The 18,038-nt window shown below is 72.2% G+C and carries 15 protein-coding genes; 9 read left to right on the forward strand and 6 right to left on the reverse strand.

Features of this window, described 5'->3' with window-relative positions:
* Positions 1–380: 380 nt before the first annotated feature.
* The 3 genes from ACFMQL_RS26155 to ACFMQL_RS26165 form a co-directional block, all read right to left on the reverse strand.
* Positions 381–1,199, reverse strand: a complete 819-nt coding sequence (locus ACFMQL_RS26155) for a DUF817 domain-containing protein (RefSeq protein WP_378787476.1) — start codon at positions 1,197–1,199, stop codon at positions 381–383.
* A gap of 63 nt (positions 1,200–1,262) precedes the next feature.
* Entirely contained in the window at positions 1,263–2,429 is a 1,167-nt protein-coding gene (locus tag ACFMQL_RS26160; RefSeq protein ID WP_364055811.1) for a zinc-dependent alcohol dehydrogenase, read from the reverse strand.
* A 31-nt stretch (positions 2,430–2,460) separates the two neighbouring features.
* Positions 2,461–2,919: a hypothetical protein gene (locus tag ACFMQL_RS26165; protein ID WP_378787480.1), complete on the reverse strand. Its 459-nt coding sequence runs from the start codon at positions 2,917–2,919 to the stop codon at positions 2,461–2,463.
* 379 nt (positions 2,920–3,298) lie between these two features.
* Between ACFMQL_RS26165 and ACFMQL_RS26170 the strand changes: the two genes are divergently transcribed.
* The 5 genes from ACFMQL_RS26170 to ACFMQL_RS26190 all read left to right on the forward strand — a co-directional run bounded on the left by ACFMQL_RS26170 (position 3,299) and on the right by ACFMQL_RS26190 (position 9,524).
* Positions 3,299–4,960, forward strand: coding sequence for a ubiquinol-cytochrome c reductase cytochrome b subunit (locus ACFMQL_RS26170; RefSeq protein WP_364055805.1), 1,662 nt, complete (start codon positions 3,299–3,301; stop codon positions 4,958–4,960).
* A gap of 78 nt (positions 4,961–5,038) precedes the next feature.
* Positions 5,039–6,262, forward strand: coding sequence for a site-2 protease family protein (locus ACFMQL_RS26175; protein WP_364055802.1), 1,224 nt, complete (start codon positions 5,039–5,041; stop codon positions 6,260–6,262).
* A gap of 964 nt (positions 6,263–7,226) precedes the next feature.
* The gene (locus ACFMQL_RS26180) at positions 7,227–7,649 is read left to right on the forward strand and encodes a hypothetical protein (protein WP_378787482.1); all 423 of its coding nucleotides are present in this window, start codon (positions 7,227–7,229) and stop codon (positions 7,647–7,649) included.
* A gap of 382 nt (positions 7,650–8,031) precedes the next feature.
* Positions 8,032–8,310: a hypothetical protein gene (locus ACFMQL_RS26185; protein WP_364055796.1), complete on the forward strand. Its 279-nt coding sequence runs from the start codon at positions 8,032–8,034 to the stop codon at positions 8,308–8,310.
* Positions 8,311–9,176: 866 nt separating this feature from the next.
* Complete coding sequence (locus tag ACFMQL_RS26190; protein ID WP_364055790.1) at positions 9,177–9,524, forward strand: hypothetical protein; 348 nt, start codon at positions 9,177–9,179, stop codon at positions 9,522–9,524.
* A 189-nt stretch (positions 9,525–9,713) separates the two neighbouring features.
* On the opposite strand, the gene ACFMQL_RS26195 is transcribed toward ACFMQL_RS26190, so the two are convergent.
* Entirely contained in the window at positions 9,714–10,724 is a 1,011-nt protein-coding gene (locus ACFMQL_RS26195) for a hypothetical protein (RefSeq protein WP_378787486.1), read from the reverse strand.
* Positions 10,725–10,807: 83 nt separating this feature from the next.
* Between ACFMQL_RS26195 and ACFMQL_RS26200 the strand changes: the two genes are divergently transcribed.
* From ACFMQL_RS26200 to ACFMQL_RS26210, 3 genes are all read left to right on the forward strand, one after another.
* Positions 10,808–11,761, forward strand: a complete 954-nt coding sequence (locus tag ACFMQL_RS26200) for a helix-turn-helix domain-containing protein (protein ID WP_364055784.1) — start codon at positions 10,808–10,810, stop codon at positions 11,759–11,761.
* 232 nt (positions 11,762–11,993) lie between these two features.
* Positions 11,994–13,865 carry an ABC transporter ATP-binding protein gene (locus tag ACFMQL_RS26205; RefSeq protein WP_364055781.1) on the forward strand — a complete coding sequence of 624 codons (1,872 nt, stop codon included), beginning with the start codon at positions 11,994–11,996 and terminating at the stop codon, positions 13,863–13,865.
* Positions 13,862–15,565 carry an ABC transporter ATP-binding protein gene (locus ACFMQL_RS26210; RefSeq protein WP_378787489.1) on the forward strand — a complete coding sequence of 568 codons (1,704 nt, stop codon included), beginning with the start codon at positions 13,862–13,864 and terminating at the stop codon, positions 15,563–15,565. The genes ACFMQL_RS26205 and ACFMQL_RS26210 overlap by 4 nt, the downstream gene beginning before the upstream one ends.
* Before the next feature lie 2 nt (positions 15,566–15,567).
* Here the strand turns inward: ACFMQL_RS26210 and ACFMQL_RS26215 are convergent, their stop codons facing one another.
* Both ACFMQL_RS26215 and ACFMQL_RS26220 read right to left on the reverse strand, forming a co-directional pair.
* Positions 15,568–16,227, reverse strand: a complete 660-nt coding sequence (locus tag ACFMQL_RS26215) for a helix-turn-helix domain-containing protein (RefSeq protein WP_364055775.1) — start codon at positions 16,225–16,227, stop codon at positions 15,568–15,570.
* Between the two features lie 35 nt (positions 16,228–16,262).
* On the reverse strand, positions 16,263–17,432 hold the full coding sequence (locus ACFMQL_RS26220; RefSeq protein ID WP_378787492.1) for a hypothetical protein: 1,170 nt from the start codon (positions 17,430–17,432) through the stop codon (positions 16,263–16,265).
* Between the two features lie 133 nt (positions 17,433–17,565).
* On the opposite strand from ACFMQL_RS26220, the gene ACFMQL_RS26225 reads away from it, so the two are divergent.
* On the forward strand, positions 17,566–17,952 hold the full coding sequence (locus ACFMQL_RS26225) for a DUF6578 domain-containing protein (RefSeq protein WP_364055769.1): 387 nt from the start codon (positions 17,566–17,568) through the stop codon (positions 17,950–17,952).
* Positions 17,953–18,038: the final 86 nt, after the last annotated feature.

Below are 18,038 nucleotides of genomic sequence, written 5' to 3' on the forward strand. Positions count from 1 at the left end.
ACTCAAAGGGCGACGACCCGGCGCGCGCGACGGCATGAGGGCACGCGGCAGCGCCGGGTGGAGAAGGGGATGTCGGCTGCTCAGTGAGTGCGACTAGGAGGTTGACTGCTCATGCAGCCTCACCTCCTCGCCCTGGGGCCACGCGGACGGTGGCATCCGGAAGAACCCGCCCAACATACCGCACGCATATGACGCGCGGATGGACGGCGCGGGGCCGGCGGGTGTGCGGCCGCCGGCGGGTTCGCGGAACGGTTCGCGTCATGGAGCAAGCAGTGATCTTCATGACGGGGAGGGTTTCGCGGTCGGTCTGTTTCGCGTACGGACGGTTGGGCCTGCGGACGGGACGGCTGCGCGTACGGGATGACGAAACGGCTCGCGCTTTACGAGGGTACCCGGCGCACCGGCGTCGCCCATCCGCGCACGCGTGCCGCGGCGGGCAGGTGCAGCCGCCCCCGGGTCGCCTGCCACGAGGCGACCATCACGAACGTGACGCTGACCAGCAGCGCCCACGCCCCGAACTTCGCCGGGTGCACCAGGTGCCAGGCGTCCTGCTGATGCGGGTACTGCCAGGCGCCCAGGAAGGTCGCGATGTTCTCCGCCACCCACAGGAAGAACCCGATGAGCGCGAGCGACAGCGCCAGCGGCATCTGGTAGCGGTGGCCGCCCACGGTGAAGTGCACGACCGTGCCCCAGGTGACGAGCAGCAGTGCGGCGGCCAGCGGGATGCGCAGGTCGATCGAGAAGTGCTGGCTGACGAAGTTCACGTAGATGGCCGAAGCCACCAGGGTCGTCGGCACCGTGCGGTAGCCGACCAGCCGCAGCTCGAAGATCCGCCAGGCGGAGCAGACGTAGCTGCCCACGGCCGCGTACAGGAAGCCGCTGTACAGTGGCACCCCACCGATCTTGGTGTGGGCGTCCTCGGGGTAGCTCCACGAGCCGATCCGTACCTTGAACAGCTCGAACGCCAGCCCCACCAGGTGGAAAGCGGCGATGACGGCGGTCTCCGCGCCGGTCTCCCAGCGGGTCAGGCGCAGCAGGACGGTCACCGCGACCGCGTACAGCAGCAGCGCGTCGTAGCGCGGGATCGGCAGCGGCACGACCGACGAGACGGCGAGGCCCGCGAACATGGCGACCGCGAACGTGCACGCCCGCGCCTCCGCCCAGGCGAAACGGAACAGCTGGGTGACGAAGAATCTCACGCCTGTATCCGATGGCCGCCACCGCGCCCGAGTTCATGAGATTGTGTGAAATATCGGTGCAGGTCACGGACGGAAGACCGCGCGGACGCAGCCGTCCAGCTTCCGCTTGAACAGCTCGTAGCCCTCCGGTCCGTCGTCCAGGCGCATCGGATGCGTGAGCAGGTGGGAGGCGTCGATCTCGCCCCGGCTCATCCGGTCCAGGATCATCGGGATGTAGCGGTGGCCGTGCTGCTGGGCGCCGCGCATCGTCAGGCCCTTGTTCATCAGCGCGCCCATCGGGAACTTGTCGACCATCCCGACGTACACGCCGAGCACCGACACCGTGCCGCCCTTCCTGCACGCCTGCACGGCCTGCCGCAGCGCGAGGCCGCGGTCGCTCTGCAGGCGCACCGCCTGCTTGGCGCGGTCGTAGACGTACTGCGGGCCGGTGCCGTGGCTCTCCATGCCGACCGCCTCGATGCAGACGTCGGGGCCGCGCCCGCCGGTCATCTCCTTGAGCGCGTCCAGCACGTCGGCCCGTTCGTAGTCCAGCGGCTCCGCGCCGATCGCGGCGGCCATGCCGAGCCGTTCGGGGAACCGGTCGATCGCGATCACCCGCTCGGCGCCCATCCGCAGGGACGCCAGCGCCGCCATCTGCCCGACGCCGCCGCACCCCCACACCGCCACCACGTCGCCCGGCCCCACCTGGCCGAGATCCGCGCCCATCCACCCGGTCGGCACCGCGTCGGAGGCGAAGACCGCGTTCGAGTCCGGCACGTTCTCCGGCACCGGGAAGGCGTTGACGTCGGCGTACGGGACGCGCACGTACTCGGCGTGGCTGCCCGCGAAGCCGCCCATGGCGTGGGAGTAGCCGAAGATCCCGGCGCTGGAGTGGCCGTTCAGCTTCTCCTGAACGCCCGGGTTCGGGTTGGTGTTGTCGCACAGCGACCACAGGCCCTCGCGGCAGTAGCGGCAGCGGCCGCAGCCCAGGATCGAGCACACCGCGACGCGCTCGCCCACCCGCCGCTCCTTCACGTCCGGGCCGACCTCGACCACCTCGCCGACGAACTCGTGCCCCAGCACGTCGCCGGCCAGCATCGCCGGGACGTAGCCGTCCAGCAGGTGCAGGTCGGAGCCGCACACCGAGCTGGCGGTCACCTTGACCAGGGCGTCCTGGCGGTTGAGCAGGTGCGGCTCGGGGACGTCCTCGACCGTCAGCTCGTTCACGCCCGTCCAGCACAGCGCCTTCATCGCCTCGCCCTCCCTCCGCGCAGCGCGCCGTTCATCGGGGTCCCCTTCGCGTCAGGTGGCGGATGACGGGAGCGGCGGTGCGGCCGAACGCCGTGCGCCGGCCCTCCGGCTGGCCCTCGACCCGCAGCACCTCGCCGGTCTCCAGGAGCTGCTTGAGCGCGCGTACCTGCTCCCTGGTCGCGCCGTCGGCGGTGCGGACCGCGATCTCCGTGCCCCGCCCGCCCGGCGCGCGGCTGATACGGATCTCGTGCCGCTCGGCCAGCCTCGCGAGCAGGTCCGGCCGGTCCCTGCCGGTCAGCGCGGCGGGGTCGGCCTCGACCGTGACCGCGTACCAGGGGACGGTCTCGGGGCGTCGGGACCGCAGCGCGCGTGCCGCCATCGCCGCCGTCGCTCCCGCCGCGGCGGCGCCCGCCAGTAGCAGCCCCCGCCGTCTCGGGGCGCGGGCGCGGTGGTGTCGCGTGCGCCTGGTGAACGTGCGTGTGCGTTTCATGAGTGCGCGGCTGCCCGTCACACGTACCCGCAAACCGGCCGCAGCGCCCGCCGCGAACCGCCCCGGCCAGCGCCGCGCGCTCGTCCGCGAACCGTCCGGCCCAGCGCCGCGCGCTCGTCCGCGAACCGCCCCGCCTTCCGTCCGTGCCCACTCGCGGACCGCCCGCGACGCCGGCCTTCCACCCCCACTCCCGAGGGCGCCTGCGGGAGCCCTGCCGATGCCCGTTCGGAGAAGTCCTTGCTGGTGCTTGTGTTTTCCCGGGGCCGATCGGGGGCAGCCGCCTAACCAGTCGCCCCGGAGTTCCAGCGTGGGGCAGGCGATCGCGGGGGCGGAGATCGTCCCGCCGGTGCCGGGGCCGCGGCTATGGGGGAGGCCATCGATGGAGACACCGCCGAAGTTCATCAGCGGGCCGAGCACGTTCCTGGACGACCGTCTCGGCGGTGCCGCCTTCCTCAAGCGCAACATGCGCAAGATCTTCCCGGACCACTGGTCGTTCCTGCTGGGCGAGATCGCGCTCTACACGTTCATCATCCTGCTGCTGACCGGCACGTTCCTCACCTTCTGGTTCCGTCCCAGCATGGGTCACGTCATCTACGACGGCCCGTACGCGCCGCTGCTCGGCGTGCAGATGTCCGAGGCGTACGCGTCCACGCTGGAGATCAGCTTCGAGGTGCGCGGCGGCCTGCTGGTGCGGCAGATCCACCACTGGGCGGCCCTGCTGTTCGTGGCGAGCCTGGTCGTGCACATGCTGCGGGTGTTCTTCACCGGCGCCTACCGCAAGCCGCGCGAGCTGAACTGGCTCATCGGCATCGGCCTGTTCACGCTGTCGCTGTTCGAGGGCCTGACCGGCTACTCGCTGCCCGACGACCTGCTGTCCGGCGCCGGTCTGCGCATCACGCAGGGCGTGCTGCAGTCGATTCCGCTGATCGGTACGTACCTGTCGTTCTTCCTCTTCGACGGCGAGTATCCCGGCGAGACCGTGATCGAGCGCTTCTACGCCCTGCACATCCTGCTCATCCCGGGCATCCTGCTCGCGCTCATCACCGCTCACCTCGTACTGATGTGGGTGCAGAAGCACACCCAGATGCCGGGCAAGGGACGTACCGAGCGCAACGTGGTCGGCTCGCCGCTGTACCCCGCCTTCATGGGCAAGTCGGGCGCGTTCCTGCTGTTCACGCTCGCGGTGCTGTGCGGGCTCGCGACGTTCGCACAGATCAACCCCATCTGGCTCTTCGGCCCGTACTCACCGGCCGACATCTCCGCCGGTTCCCAGCCCGACTGGTACATGGGCTTCCTGGAAGGCTCGCTGCGGCTCATGCCACCGTGGGAGATCAACCTCTTCGGCACCGCCGGAGGGACACTGCCGCTGAGCGTGCTCATCCCGGCCCTCGTGCCGCTCGGGTTGATCATCACGGGGCTCGTGCTCTTCCCGTTCCTGGAACAGTGGGTCACCGGCGACAAGCGCGAGCACCACATCGCCGACCGGCCCCGCAACAACCCGCACCGCACCGCGATCGGCATCTCCGCCATCACGTTCTACGGGGTCCTGTGGCTGCTCGGCGCGAACGACCTGTTCGCCACCCACTTCCACGTCAGCCTCAACTGGACGACGTACGCCGGCCGCGCGCTCATCTTCATCGGGCCCGCGCTGGCCTACTGGATCACGTACCGGATCTGCCTCGGCCTGCAGCGCTCCGACGCCAATGTCGTCTCGCACGGCGTCGAGTCGGGGGTCATCCAGCGGCTGCCGCACGGTGAGTTCATCGAGGTCCACGCGCCGCCGTCCGAGGACATCGAGGCGCACGTCCTCGGCAAGAAGCCCGTCCCGATGCTGCCGTCGGGGCCGGACGGCGACGGCGTGCCGCCCAAGGTCGCGCGCGGGCCGCTCGGCAAGCTCAGGATCAAGATGAGCCGCGCGTACGGAGGCGAGAGGATCCGCCTCTCCAGCGGCGACGGCCACGGAGACGGTCACGGGCCCGGCACCGACGTCGAGGGCCGCGACACCCCGCCAACGGCCAGGACCGGCCCGCCCGAGCAGTAGCCGCACCCCCGCGGAGCGCAGGTGACCTTTCCTGCCCTGAGGGTAAGGGACGGCGACAGCCATTCCGCGGGAGGAAAGATGCGCTCCTCGATTCCTCTTGGCCGCATCGCCGGGGTCCGGGTCGGGCTCAACATCAGCGTGCTGGTCATCGTCGTCATCCTGGTCGTGGGGCTGGCCTTCGGGCGGTTCCCGGCCGTCTTCCCCGGGCGATCCCCGGCGGTCTACCTGCTGGCCGGGCTGGTCGCGGCCGTGCTGTTCCTCGCCTCGCTGCTCGCCCACGAACTGGCGCACGCGGTCACCGCGCGCCGCCACGGCATCGACGTCGCGCAGATCACCCTGTGGCTGCTCGGCGGCGTCGCCGAACTGCGCGGCGAGCCGCGCACGCCGGGCGCCGACCTGAAGATCGCGGTCGTCGGGCCGCTCACGAGCCTGCTGGTCGGCGTGGTCTCCGGGGCCATCGCGCTGCTCGCCGACGCCGCTCTGGGGACGCCGCTGCTGGCCGGCGTCTTCTGGTACCTCGCCGCCGTCAACGTCCTGCTCGCCATCTTCAACCTCATCCCCGCCGCGCCGCTCGACGGCGGACGCGTGCTGCGGGCCGCGCTGTGGGCGCGCTGGGGCGACCGTACGCGGGCGGCCGTCGCCGCCGCCCGTGCCGGCCGGGTCTTCGGGTACGTGCTCATCGCCCTCGGCTTCATCCAGGTGCTCGCCGGGCTCGGGTTCCAGGGGTTCTGGCTGGCCCTCATCGGCCTGTTCCTGGTGAACGCCGCCACCGCCGAGGAGCAGCAGACCCAGCTCGGCCACGCCCTCTACGGGCTGCGCGTGGCCGACGTGATGTCCGGCAACCCCATCACCGCCCACCCCGACGAAACCGTGGCCGGCCTCATCGACCGGGTCGTGCTGCGGCACCGGCTGTCCACGTACCCGCTGGTCGACGGGCACGGCACCTTCACCGGACTCGTCACGCTCAACCGCATCCGCCAGGTCCTTCCCCAGGACCGCGCCGTCACGCGGCTGAGCGACATCGCCTGCCCGGCCCACGAGGTGCCCAAGGCACGCCCCGACGAGCAGCTCACCGACCTGCTCCAGCGCATGGGCCGCAGCACGGACGGGCGCGCCGTCGTCCTCGACCCCACCGGCCGCCTCCTCGGCCTCATCACACCCAGCGACGTCAGCCGCGTCGTCGCCACGGCCGGCCTGCGCGCCACAGACCCCTACCTGGGGCCGCGGGGTGCGGACATCGCCGTACCGCACCAGCGCCGAGAGGAGCCCGGCCCCGTCCGCCACCACCACGACGCCACCTGACCGCTTCCACCTGGGGGTGGACCACCGCTTCTCCCTGCCTGCGCGGTCCTACTGCCCGGGCTTGCCTGCCCCAGCAACCTGGGCCCGCTTTCGACCGCGTCGCGCACCGTAACCCCCGGGCCCACTTCCGATCGCGTCCCGCGCTGCTACCTGGGCCCGCCCCCTGAGCGCGTCTCGTGCCGCAGCCGGGCCCGCTTTCGACCCCGCCCGCGCCACAACCCTGCGCCTGCGCCTGCCCTCGGACCACAGCCCGCGCCACAATCTGCGCTTGCCCTCGGACCGCAGCCCGCGCCACGCCCTTGAGCCCGCCTCACAGCCACGGCCCGCCCTACTACCCACGGCCGGCCCTACCTTCCACGGCTGCTCACGGTCGGCCGGATCTCCCACGGCTGGGCCTACCTTCCACGGCTGCTCACGGTCGGCCGGACCTCCCACGGCCGGCCTGCTCCCTGAGCGGGACCCCAGCCCACGGCCGGCCTGCTCCTTGGGCGCGGCCTCAAGCCACCGTCGGCCCAACTGCGGCCCACCCCGCGATCCCGGTCACTCCGAGACCTCGACCTATCTCGCGACTTCGACCTGCCTCGAGACCTCGACAAGCCATCAGAGCCCGGCTCGCACCATGACTCGGACCCCGGCGTGCCCGCGCTGCCGGCCCACTGGCGCGAACGCCGCCCCTACGGGCACCGCCTCCTCGTCGTGGCCCCGCAGTCCTGCAGCCCGCAGCTCCCCGTACCCCCGCCCCTGCCGCCACCCGAAAGCTCGTAGCCCTCGCCCCCAGAAACCTCGTCTGGGGGCCGGTGGGCGTCGTGTTATTGAATGCAATCTGTGGGTTTTGACGGGTTGTTTGGGTTTAAGGAGGTAACTGAGAACATCTGCATGGGTACGTCTGCTTGCGTCTAGGTGTCCCGACAAAAGTGCGGGTGCCGGATTCTGGCCAATTTATCCAGGCAAGGAAACGAGTGCAGTGAATACCAACATGTCCCGCCGCGGACGGTACGCGATGCTGGCCGTGGCCGCCGCCGCTTCCAGCGTCATCTTCCTTCCGCTGGCCCAGGGTGTGGCCTCCGCCAGCGCGGGCTTCCACACCGTTCAGGCCGGCGGCCCGCCCGCTCCGGCGGCGCCGGTGCGCCACGTCACCAAGGTCCGCCACGTGCCCAAGGAGAAGCCCATTCTCCACAACCCGCGGTTCCACATGCCGCGGATCCGGGTGATCATCCACAACCGCAACCACAACAAGAACCGCCGCCACGAGCTGCGCCACCACCGCCACGAGCGGGTGCAGCCGCTGCAGGTCGAGCGCGAGGAAGTCGAAGCGCCAGAGGAAGAGGTCGAGAACGAGCCGGAGAGGAACGACGGCCGCTGGTGGTGGCCGAGCGAGCTGCGCTAATGCGCGATCGGTCCTCGTACGGAAGCGACAGGGTCGCGGTGTGAGTGGTGGGGTCTGCGGGCCTCCGGACGGGACGGCCCGCACGGACCCCGCACCAGCCGCCCGCACCGCGGCCCTGTCGCGGCACCGGAGAAAGGACCACCGGGCCCCGTATCATCCCGCTCGGCGAAAGCCGCCTCCAGTGAAAAGGCCGGTCGCCGCTCAACGAATGACCGACCGAAAAGCGACGGCCGATCATGCCTGGCACCTTCGTGGTTCTCCACAATTGGGCATGACTCGGCTAGCATCGTGATTCACTCGGATATTTCCGGCGGCGCGGGGAGTTTCCACGTTGACCTACCTGGGGGAGGATCCGCCGCGAGAGTGGCCCGACACTCTCGACGTGACCAAACTGCTGGACAACGGATGGCGCCCCCGCCCCTTCCGGCAACTCCTCCTGAAAGTGCACAGCCGCTGCAATCTGGCCTGTGACTACTGCTACGTCTCCACTCTCGCGGACCAAAGCTGGCGGTCGCAGCCCAAAGTCATGGCCCCGGAACTCGTCACCGCCGCCGCGGAACGCATCGCCGAACACGCCACCGCACACGGGCTCACCTCCGTACGCCTGATCCGGCACGGCGGCGAACCCCTGCTCACGGGCGCACCTACTTACGCAAGGTAGTCGAGGCCATCGGGCTCATCTGGTCGTGGAGACCGCCGGCACGATCGAGCAGACCGACTCACTCGAAGCCGCCGGCCACGGCGCCGCCGCGACCGGCCTGACGCCGGGTGGCGGCGGCAAGCAGAAGGCAAAGTCCTCGTCAGCGGGCTGCCGCAGTCCGAACGGTGGGTCACGCGCGCCCTGGGCGCCGAGTACGGGCTGTCCGCCACTAACGCGCACGCCGCGGTCATGCGGGCGCGCTCGTGCTCATCGTGGACGGCATCGAGGAACTCGAATCCACCCGACCTTCCGAGTTCCTGGCATGGGCGCGGAACACTCCTTGCGGCGTCGTGCTCACCGGACGGGACGCGGAGCCGGATGGATTCGAGACGGTACGCGTGCTCGGGACCGCGCCCTCCGAGGCCCGGCGACGGCTGGAGGGCCTGCTGACCGCCCGCGAGGCCGACCCCGACCGGCTGCTCGGCCTGACTCTGCGGCGAGTCGCCCGTGCATTTGGTACGGCGAGTGGTCACGTGGTGTCGGGCGAGAGCACCGACGTCCGGACCAAGCCGCGGGACGCGGGCGTGTACGACGTGCCAGGCCTTCCTGGACGCCGCCGTCGACGCGGGCCTTCTCTGCCCGGCAGGCGACGGGATCTACCATTTCGTGCATCCGCTGATTCGCGAGCACCTGGCCGCCGTCACACCCACTTCATTCATGAATTAGCGGAGAAACGCGCGTCCGTACGCCATGATTGTGCAATTTCAAGGCCGCCGGATGTTTCAATCCCGGGCGGCCGATGTGGCGGCGAGAAAGATTTTCCGGTGGCCACTTGACGGCTTCCCGTCGGCGTTCGTCACCATGGGCGGAGAGGAAGGGAGGGACACATGCTCAAAACAGCATGCGCCACCGCTGCCATGGTGGCCGCCGCCCTCGTCCCGTCAGCGTCATCCCAGGTCAACGCCGATACGGCGGATTGCTTCCGTACCGCCACCGGTGTCTCGGAGTCGCGCGCGGCGCCGTGTAAGTGGATGACCGGCGAGTCCGGTCGCAGATGCTTCTACTGCAAGGGGAAGCGCGGCGGCTGGAAACGCCAGTACTGCGAGCAGAAACAGACCAAGCCGAAGCTCAGGGAATGCGATACGGCGCCCGACACGACCAATCCGAAGAAGGTCTGCACGATATGTAAGGAGGACGGCACGGTGGTGTCGCGGGACTGCAAGACGACACCATAGTCCGGCCTGCTCCTCACCGCGTGAACGCCCCGGCCGTCGTATGGCGGCCGGGGCGGCGTGCGCCTCGGCCGTCGCGTGGCGGCCGGGGCGGTGTGCGCCTCGGCGCCGGAGCCACCCCGTCGCGTCTGACCGGGCGGCCGTCGCGTCGGCTGGGATGGCGGGTGTGTTCAGGCCCGTGTGGCGTGCGCGTCAGCCCGGCACTAGTTCCGTGCGCAGCTCGTGGGAGCCGTCCGGGCGGCGGGCCTCGTAGAACAGGCGGTGGCCGCCTCCGGGCAGGGGCAGCACCTCCAGGTAGCGCACGTCCGCCACGGGCTCCGCGCCCACTGGGATGAGTAGCGGGCCGCTGACCGGATCCGCGCCTATCGGGGTGGGTAGTGGGCCGGCGACCCGATCCGTGCCTTCCGGGGTGGGTAGTGGGCAGGCGACCGGGTCCGCGCCCACCGGGGCGTTGACGGGCTCTGTGCCCATCGAAGCCGGCAGCGGGCCGCCAGCAGGTACGGCGATGCCCGTGCGTTCCCGCCAGTTCTCCGCGGCCGAGGCGCGGCCGTCGTAGGACGCGCGGCCGTCCGGCAGCACGGCGGTCAGCCCGGCTCCGCGGGCGTCCCAGGCGCCGGGGCGGCCGGTCAGGACCGTGCCGTGCCACCGCCAGGTCAGCCCGTCATCGCTGGTCGCGTACGCGGTGCTCATGCGGTCCTCGGCCCCCGGCACGTCCAGCGGGTGGCAGCACAGCCACGCCCGCCAGGTGCGGCCGTCGTGACGGATCACCGGGTCCTTGACCCCGGTACGAGAATCGCCCGCGAAGACCGTACGCACCCGGGCCGTCGCCAGGCCCTCCGGCGATGCGGCTTCGAGCACGCCGATCCACCAGTGCTTGGTCCCCGGCGTGGCGCAGCTGACGTACAGCCGCCAGCGCCCGGACGGCGTGCGGACCAGGGCGGGACGCTCCACCATGGCCGCGCGGAAGCGGTCGCGCGGCAGCAGCGCGACCGTGGTGAAGCGCCCGCCGTCCACCGAGCGGGCCACGACGTTGCGGTCCTCGCCGTCGCGTACCCGGTAGGCGAGTACGTACGTGCCGTCGTCGTCGAGCGCGGCGCTCGGCGCGCCGGCCCAGCGCTGCGGCCCGGGGCCCGGAGCGGGCACGGCGACCGCCGGGCGGCCCTGTCCGGGCAGCGGGAAGCGCGGGTGCGTGGTGATGGTCATGCCCCCAGCGTCGCGGGCGGCACCGGAGGCGGGGGAGTGGCAGGAATGACCAGATGCGGGAATTTCCTGCCAGAATCGCAGACGTGATCCGCGATGTCGTCGCCGTCGTCGGGGACGTGGCCGCCACGTTCGAGCTGGGGATCGTCTGCCAGGTGTTCGGCCTCGACCGTTCCGACGACGACCTGCCCGGGTACGACTTCGCGGTCTGCGCGCCCACGCCCGGCCTCGTGCCGACCACCTCCGGCTTCTCCGTCCAGGTCGAACACGGGCTCGACCGCATCGCCCGCGCCGACCTGGTGACCGTGCCCGCCTGGCCCGCGCTCGACGCGCCCGTGCCCGAGCCGCTGCTCGCCGCCCTGCGCGCGGCGGCCGAACGGGGCGCGCGCGTGCTCACCATCTGCACAGGAGCCTTCCTCGCGGCCGCCGCCGGGCTGCTCGACGGCCGCAGGGCCACCACCCACTGGCAGTTCGCCGGCCTGCTCGCGCGCGCCCACCCCCGTGTCAGGGTCGAGCCGGACATCCTGTACGTCTCCGACGGCCCCGTCCTCAGCAGCGCCGGAGCGGCCGCCGGGATCGACGCCTGCCTGCACCTCATCCGGCTGGAGTACGGTGCCGCCACGGCCAACGCCCTGGCCAGACGCCTCGTGGTGCCCGCACATCGGGCCGGCGGGCAGGCCCAGTACGTCGAGGCGCCCATGCCGCCGCCGCGCACCCCGTACGAGCTGTCGGAGCTGCTCGACTGGATCACCCGGCACCTCGACCGGCCGCTCACCGTGGAGGCGCTCGCCGCGCGCGCCGCCATGTCGCCGCGTACGTTCGCCCGCCGGTTCAAGGCGCTGACCGGCACCACGCCGCACCGCTGGCTGCTCGAACAGCGGCTGCGCCTCGCCGAAGAGCTGCTGGAGACCACCGAGCTGAGCGTGGACGCCGTGGCGGCGCGGGCCGGGTTCGGCGGCGCGGACACCCTGCGACACCACTTCGCCGCCCGGCGCGGCATCGCGCCCGCGGCCTACCGCCGCGCCTTCCGCCGCCTGTGATCCGCGCCTTTTTATGCGCTTTCCGCCCCTGTCCTGAGTTCCCACCGGTGGGCGGCACGTCTCAAGCTCTTCCACCGCGCCCTTCCATCGCGCCCTTCCACCGCGCCCTTCCACCGCGCCCTTCCATCGCGCCCTCCCTGCGCCCGAGCCCCATTCCGGACATCGGCTCGCGCACCCCACCTCCTTCTCGCATACCCTTATTCGTACGCGTACGAAAAATGAAGGGAGCGCGATGACCGCCATCGAATCCGCACCGGCGGCGGCGCGGCGCGAACGCGTCCGCGACCCCGCGCCCGACCCGGGCACGGCCGGACTCCTGCGCCCGCACATCCCGGGCTTCGCCGCCGTGGTGATCCTCCAGATCGCCGGGGCCCTCGCCGGCCTCGCCCCGCTGCTGGCCGTCGTCGAGCTGGGCCGCACGCTGCTCGCGCCGGGACCGATCGACGCCGGACACGTCCGTACGGTGGTGATCGCGGGCGCGGCCGGGCTGCTCGTCCGGCTGGTGTGCACCGCGACGTCGTCCGGCATCGGCCACCTGGTCGACACCGACGTGCAGCTCGCGCTGCGCAGGCGGCTCGCCGAGCGGCTCGGGCGGGCGCCGATGGGCTGGCTGTCGCGACGCCGCACCGGCGAGCTGGCCAAGGTGGTCGGGGACGACGTCAGCGCCATGCACCCGCTGATCGCACACACGCCCGGCGAGCTGACCGCCGCGTTCGTGGTGCCCGCGGCATCGCTGATCTACCTGCTCACCGTCGACTGGCGGCTCACGCTCATCACGCTGATCCCCGTCGCGCTCGCCCTCATGCTGGTGCCGCTGCTGATGCTGCCGGCCAGGGCCCGCGAGCAGCGCGAGTTCGAGGCCGCCATGGGGCGCATCGCGGACTCGGTGGTCGAGTTCGTGCAGGGGATCGCGGTGGTGAAGGCGTTCGGCGGGTCGCAGCGGGCGCACCGGGCGTTCATCACCGCCGTGGACGACTTCGTCGGCACCTTCCTGCGCTGGGTGCGCGGCATGTCGCCGATCGCGGCGGCGATGCGGCTGGTGCTGGCGCCGCCGTTCGTGCTGCTGGTCGTGCTGATCGGCGGTGCGGTGCGCATCGCGTCGGGCGGTCTGGCGCCGGCGGACCTGCTGCCGTTCCTGCTGCTCGGGCTCGGGCTGACCGCTCCGGTGGCGGCGCTCGGCCACGGGTTCGACGACGTGACCGCCGCGGGCCGCGCGCTCGGCCGCGTCAAGGAGGTGCTGTCCGTACGGCCGCTGCCGGAGCCGGAACGTCCGGTGACACCGAGCGGCCACCGGGTGGAGCTGCGCGGCGTGCGCTTCGGCTACGAGGAGGACCGCGAGGTGCTGCGCGGCGTGGACCTGGTGCTGGAGCCCGGCACCACGACCGCCGTGGTCGGACCGTCGGGCAGCGGGAAGTCCACCCTGGTCCGGCTGCTGCCGAGGTTCTTCGATCCGGCGGAGGGCGCGGTGCTGCTCGGCGGCGCCGACCTGCGCGACATCGCCGCCGACGAGCTCTACCGGCGGGTCTCGTTCGTCTTCCAGGACGTACGCCTGCTGCGCGCGTCCGTCGCCGACAACATCGCGCTCGCGGTGCCGCACGCCGATCGCGACGCCATCGTGCGGGCCGCCCGGCTGGCCGGCATCCACGACCGCGTCATGGAGCTGCCGCGCGGCTACGACACGGTCATCGGCGAGGAGGCCAGGCTGTCGGGCGGCGAGGCCCAGCGCGTCGCGCTCGCCCGCGCCCTGCTGGCCGACACGCCCGTCCTGGTGCTCGACGAGGCCACCTCCTTCGCCGACCCGCAGACCGAGCAGGCCGTACGCCGCGCCCTCGCCGGCCTCGGCGGCGACCGGACGATCCTCGTCATCGCCCACCGTCAGGAGACCATCGCCGGGGCCGACACCGTCGTCCTACTGGAGGACGGCGTGATCACCGAACAGGGAGCCCCGGCCGAGCTGCTGCGGCGGGGCGGCAGGTTCGCCGCGTTCTGGCGCGCCCACGACCCGCGACAGGCCGGGGAGCGCCGGCCCGCGCACGACCCGGCACAGGCAGGCGCGTACGACGCGGCGCAGGCCGGGGAGCGGCAAGGAGAGGAGGCACGATGATCAAAACGCTGCTGCGGGTGCTCGGCGACCAGTACGCCCGCCCGATGCGCCGCACCCTGGCCCTGATGGCGGTGGCCGCCGTCGCCGAGGGCCTGTCGTACGCGCTGCTCGTCCCGGTCCTGCGCGAGCTGCTCGGCGGCGCGCCGGAGAGTGCCGTGCCGTGGCTGGCGGGGTTCGGGGCGGCGGTCGCCGGTTACGCCGTGCTGCGCTACGCCGCCGACCTGTCCGGCATGAGGGTCGGCACCACGATGCTGCGCGGCATGTACTACCGGCTCGGCGGCCACCTGGCCAGGCTGCCCATCGGCTGGTACGACACCGGCCGGGTCGGCGAGGTGTCCGTCATGGCGGGACGCGGCCTGCTCCAGGCGATGGGCGTGGCCGCGCACCTGCTGGCGCCGTTCGTCTCGGCGGTCGTGACGCCGCTGACGATCGTGGCCGTGATGTCCGTCTTCGACTGGCGGATGGGCCTGGCCGCGCTGGTCGCCGCGCCCGCCGTCGCGGGGGTCCAGGCGTACGCCGCCCGCGCGACGGCCGCCGCCGACGCTGACCGGCACGAACGCGACAAGGAGTCCACCGACCGGGTCATCGAGTATCTTCAGGCCCAGCCGGTGCTGCGGGCCGGCGGCCGGAGCGGGGAGCGGTTCGCGCTGCTCGACGACGCGCTGCGGCACGTACGGCGGGCCGCGCGCGCCACCCTGCTCGCCACGCTGCCCGCCGCCGTGGGCCTGACGCTCACCGTCCAGGTGGTGTTCACGGCGCTGCTGGCCCTGGGCGCGTACCTCGCGCTCGGCGGCGGCATCGGCGCCGCGGAGGTGCTGGCGATCCTGGTGCTCGCGGCCCGCTGCGCCGACCCGCTGCTGTCGCTGGCGGAGATCGGCGGCAAGCTGCGCGGTGCCCGCGCCGAGCTGGACCGGCTCGACACCGTGCTGCACACCGAGCCGCTGCCCGAGCCGGCGAAGCCCGTCCTGCCCGACCGCCACGACCTGCGGCTCGACGCCGTCACCTTCCGGCACGGCGACCGCACCGTCCTCGACGGGGTGTCGCTGTCCGTGGCGGAGGGCGAACGGCTGGCCGTGGTGGGGCCGTCGGGCGCGGGCAAGAGCACGCTGCTGCACCTGCTGGCCCGCTTCTACGACGTGGACGCGGGCGCCGTGCGCATCGGCGGTGCGGACGTACGCGACGTCGCCGCGGAAGACCTGATGTCGCGCATCGCCATCGTCTTCCAGGACGTCTACCTCTTCGACGGCACCATCGAGGAGAACGTCAGGCTCGGCCGCCCCGGCGCCACCGACGCCGAGGTGCGGGCGGCGGCCCACGCGGCCCGGCTGGACGAGGTCGTCGAACGCCTGCCGGGCGGCTGGGCGGCGAAGGTCGGCGAGGGCGGGGCGCGGCTGTCCGGAGGCGAGCGCCAGCGCGTCTCGATCGCGCGGGCGCTGCTCAAGGACGCCCCCATCGTGCTGCTCGACGAGGTGACCTCCGCGCTCGACCCGGTCAACGAGGCCGCCGTGCACGAGGGCGTCGAGCGGCTGATGGCGGGCCGTACCGTGGTGATGGTCGCGCACCGCATGCGCACCGTGCGCCGCGCCGACCGGGTGATCTTCCTCGACGGCGGCCGCGTCGTGGAGGAGGGCACGCACGAGGAGCTGGTGCGCAGCGGCGGCAGGTACGCGGGGTTCTGGGAGTTGTCGGTGACGCCGTGACCTCAGGGCGCGGTGGTCCGCAGCAGCCCGTCGATGATCGCGGTCAGCCCTTCGCGGTGGGTGTCGCGGGCGTTCAGCTCGGTCCAGCGGTCGGCCAGCGACGACAGCCTCGGATGGGTGCCCGCGCGCAGCCCGGCGACGACCGACTCCTCGTACGAGGGGACGCTGGAACGCCGCCGGGCGCCCTTCGCCCGGATCATGAGGTCGCCGACGATGTAGAACCAGATCGAGCGGTAGATGAACAGGGCGCGCTCCGGCGGGTGGCCGCACTGGACGGCGGCGTCGATCATCTCTTCGACGAACCACAGCGCCGAGGGGGCGATGAGGTCGCCGCCCGCCAGCACCTCGACGATCCACAGGCGTTCGGAGAGCTGCTCGTGCAGCATGGTCGCCACCGCGATCAGCCGCTCGCGCGGGTCCTCGGGGAGCTCGGGGCGGGGGATGCTCCTCGCCTGCTCCTCCATCACGCGCAGCAGCAGCTCGTCCTTGTCGCGTACGTGGTAGTAGAGCGTCATCGGCGCGCTGCCCAGCTCCTGGGCGAGGCGGCGCATCGACAGCTTCTCCGGGCCCTCCGAGCGCAGGATGCGATCGGCCGCCTCCAGGATCGCCTCAAGGGTGAGACGCGGGGGACGGCCTACGCCCTTCGCACGCTCCTGTGCCATGGCCACCAGCCTACGTCCAGGCCGGGCGGCGGCGATCACAGCAGGCGATCCGTACGCGCGGCGGCCTCCTCCCGGGTGGCGGCGACGAACGCCGCCCGCGGATCCGGTGCGGCGGGCTGCACCCGCGGATCCGGTGCGGCGGGCCGATCGTGCCGCTCGTAGTGCAGCAGGCAGGTCCTGATGCCGTGCAGCAGGTTGCGTAGCAGGTCGGGGGCGGGCCGCACCGGGTCGAGCGCGGTGAGCGGCAGATGGACGGCCTCGGACGCGGGCTCGCAGCCTCCGTACCCGGCCGCGTGGACGAGGTCTCGTGCGGCGGCGAGCCGGCGCCGTACCTCGCGCAGGCCGCACAGGTGGCCCTCGGCGACGTGCAGGGCGGTGCGGATGAGCGGGATGACCGCCTGCCGGGCCCGGACGCCGGAGTCGAGGGCGGCGGTGACGCCGGTGAGGCTCTCGACGGCGAGCGGCCGTCCTGGCCGCCCGGCCGCGGCCACGATGCGCTCGGGCGGCAGACCGGTGTGCCGGGCGGTGACGGCGAGCGCGGCGTGGAACCAGTGGGCGGCGGCGATGGCGGCGGCCGTGGGGTCCACCTCGGTCAGAAGGGTCTCGCCGCCGCACGGATCGTCGCGCAGCAGCCGGTCGGCCCGGGAGATCTGCAGGGGCGAGGCGTCCTCGCGGCTCAGCTCGACCGCCTGCCTGGCACGTTCGGACAGGTCACCGCGCTCCGCCTGCTCGACCGCGGCCAGCTCGGCCGCGACGTCGGTGGTGACGAGCGTGGTGAGCTGGGACGCGCCGATCGTCTGCAGCACCCTGGCGACGTCGTGCGCGGCCCGCTCGACCTCGGTGCCGTCCGGCAGGTCGGGCGGCCGCCTGGTGGCGATGAGGGCGGGCAGCACCTTGGCGAACGCCTCGCGCTCCCGCCGCCGGTTCGCGTCGTGGAGATCGCCGCAGCCGGCGGGGTGCGTGTACGCGCGCCAGCAGAGGCCGGACAGGCGGGTCAGCGCGGCGGCGAGCCGGCACGTGTCCTCACGCGGCTGGTCGCGGGTGAGCGGGGCCACGACGGTGGCGGTGTCGCCGATGCCGGTGCTCCACTGGGCGAGCAGCGTGGTGTGGGCACGATCGATGGCGTACCGAGTCACGAAGACCTCTTTATGCGGAGAAGGGGGACCGGAGTAGGTGAGGGCCATGCTCGGGCCGAATTCGGCCATGCCCAGGATGCTGGATTCGCCGCTCATGCGGAGCCGTTTTGCCGTTGTCCCACGTCCCTGATCTGCGGTTTTGCGGGGTAGTGCGGCTTAAATCCCGTTGTTGCGGGGCGGACGATCTGCCTACATTGCCGGTGTGAAGGTGAACGTGTGGGTGGTCGAGTGGCAGATGGCGTGCTGCGGCGACCCCTTCAGCGTGGGGTCTGAGGTCTCCTGGACCCTCGCCCCGGCCGACCGTAAGTGGCTGACGCAAGCTCTCGGAGAGGAGACCGCCGCCACGATCGAATGGGTCGAGGAGCATCACGACGAGCCCACACCCGACTACATCACCGTCGAAGGCCAGGTCACCGGCATCTCCCAGATATACGTCCGCTACGAGTACGCGCTGAACGAGAGAGATCCCCACCCGGCCGGAGGAGTGCTCGTACCGGTGCACTCCACGCACGGCGTGGACCGGCCGTCCGACCTCGGCCGCGACTTCAGCTGCATCGGGTGGGTCGCCACCCTCGACGTGCCGTCCTGACGACGCGTTCTCGCGACGCTCGGGTACGCCCGCCGCGCGGCTGAGCCAGGTGTCACGGAAGCCTTCCGCGTGCGCCGCACTTCATG

This window comes from Nonomuraea fastidiosa, assembly GCF_042751225.1.
Classification (GTDB): domain Bacteria; phylum Actinomycetota; class Actinomycetes; order Streptosporangiales; family Streptosporangiaceae; genus Nonomuraea; species Nonomuraea fastidiosa.

Bases quoted from the DNA above. Each gene is read 5' to 3' on its own strand.
- ACFMQL_RS26160 (WP_364055811.1), bottom strand. From the start codon at position 2,429: ATGAAGGCGCTGTGCTGGACGGGCGTGAACGAGCTGACGGTCGAGGAC.
- ACFMQL_RS26165 (WP_378787480.1), bottom strand. From the start codon at position 2,919: ATGAAACGCACACGCACGTTCACCAGGCGCACGCGACACCACCGCGCC.
- ACFMQL_RS26170 (WP_364055805.1), top strand. From the start codon at position 3,299: ATGGAGACACCGCCGAAGTTCATCAGCGGGCCGAGCACGTTCCTGGAC.
- ACFMQL_RS26175 (WP_364055802.1), top strand. From the start codon at position 5,039: ATGCGCTCCTCGATTCCTCTTGGCCGCATCGCCGGGGTCCGGGTCGGG.
- ACFMQL_RS26190 (WP_364055790.1), top strand. From the start codon at position 9,177: ATGCTCAAAACAGCATGCGCCACCGCTGCCATGGTGGCCGCCGCCCTC.
- ACFMQL_RS26195 (WP_378787486.1), bottom strand. From the start codon at position 10,724: ATGACCATCACCACGCACCCGCGCTTCCCGCTGCCCGGACAGGGCCGC.
- ACFMQL_RS26205 (WP_364055781.1), top strand. From the start codon at position 11,994: ATGACCGCCATCGAATCCGCACCGGCGGCGGCGCGGCGCGAACGCGTC.
- ACFMQL_RS26210 (WP_378787489.1), top strand. From the start codon at position 13,862: ATGATCAAAACGCTGCTGCGGGTGCTCGGCGACCAGTACGCCCGCCCG.
- ACFMQL_RS26215 (WP_364055775.1), bottom strand. From the start codon at position 16,227: ATGGCACAGGAGCGTGCGAAGGGCGTAGGCCGTCCCCCGCGTCTCACC.
- ACFMQL_RS26220 (WP_378787492.1), bottom strand. From the start codon at position 17,432: ATGGCCGAATTCGGCCCGAGCATGGCCCTCACCTACTCCGGTCCCCCT.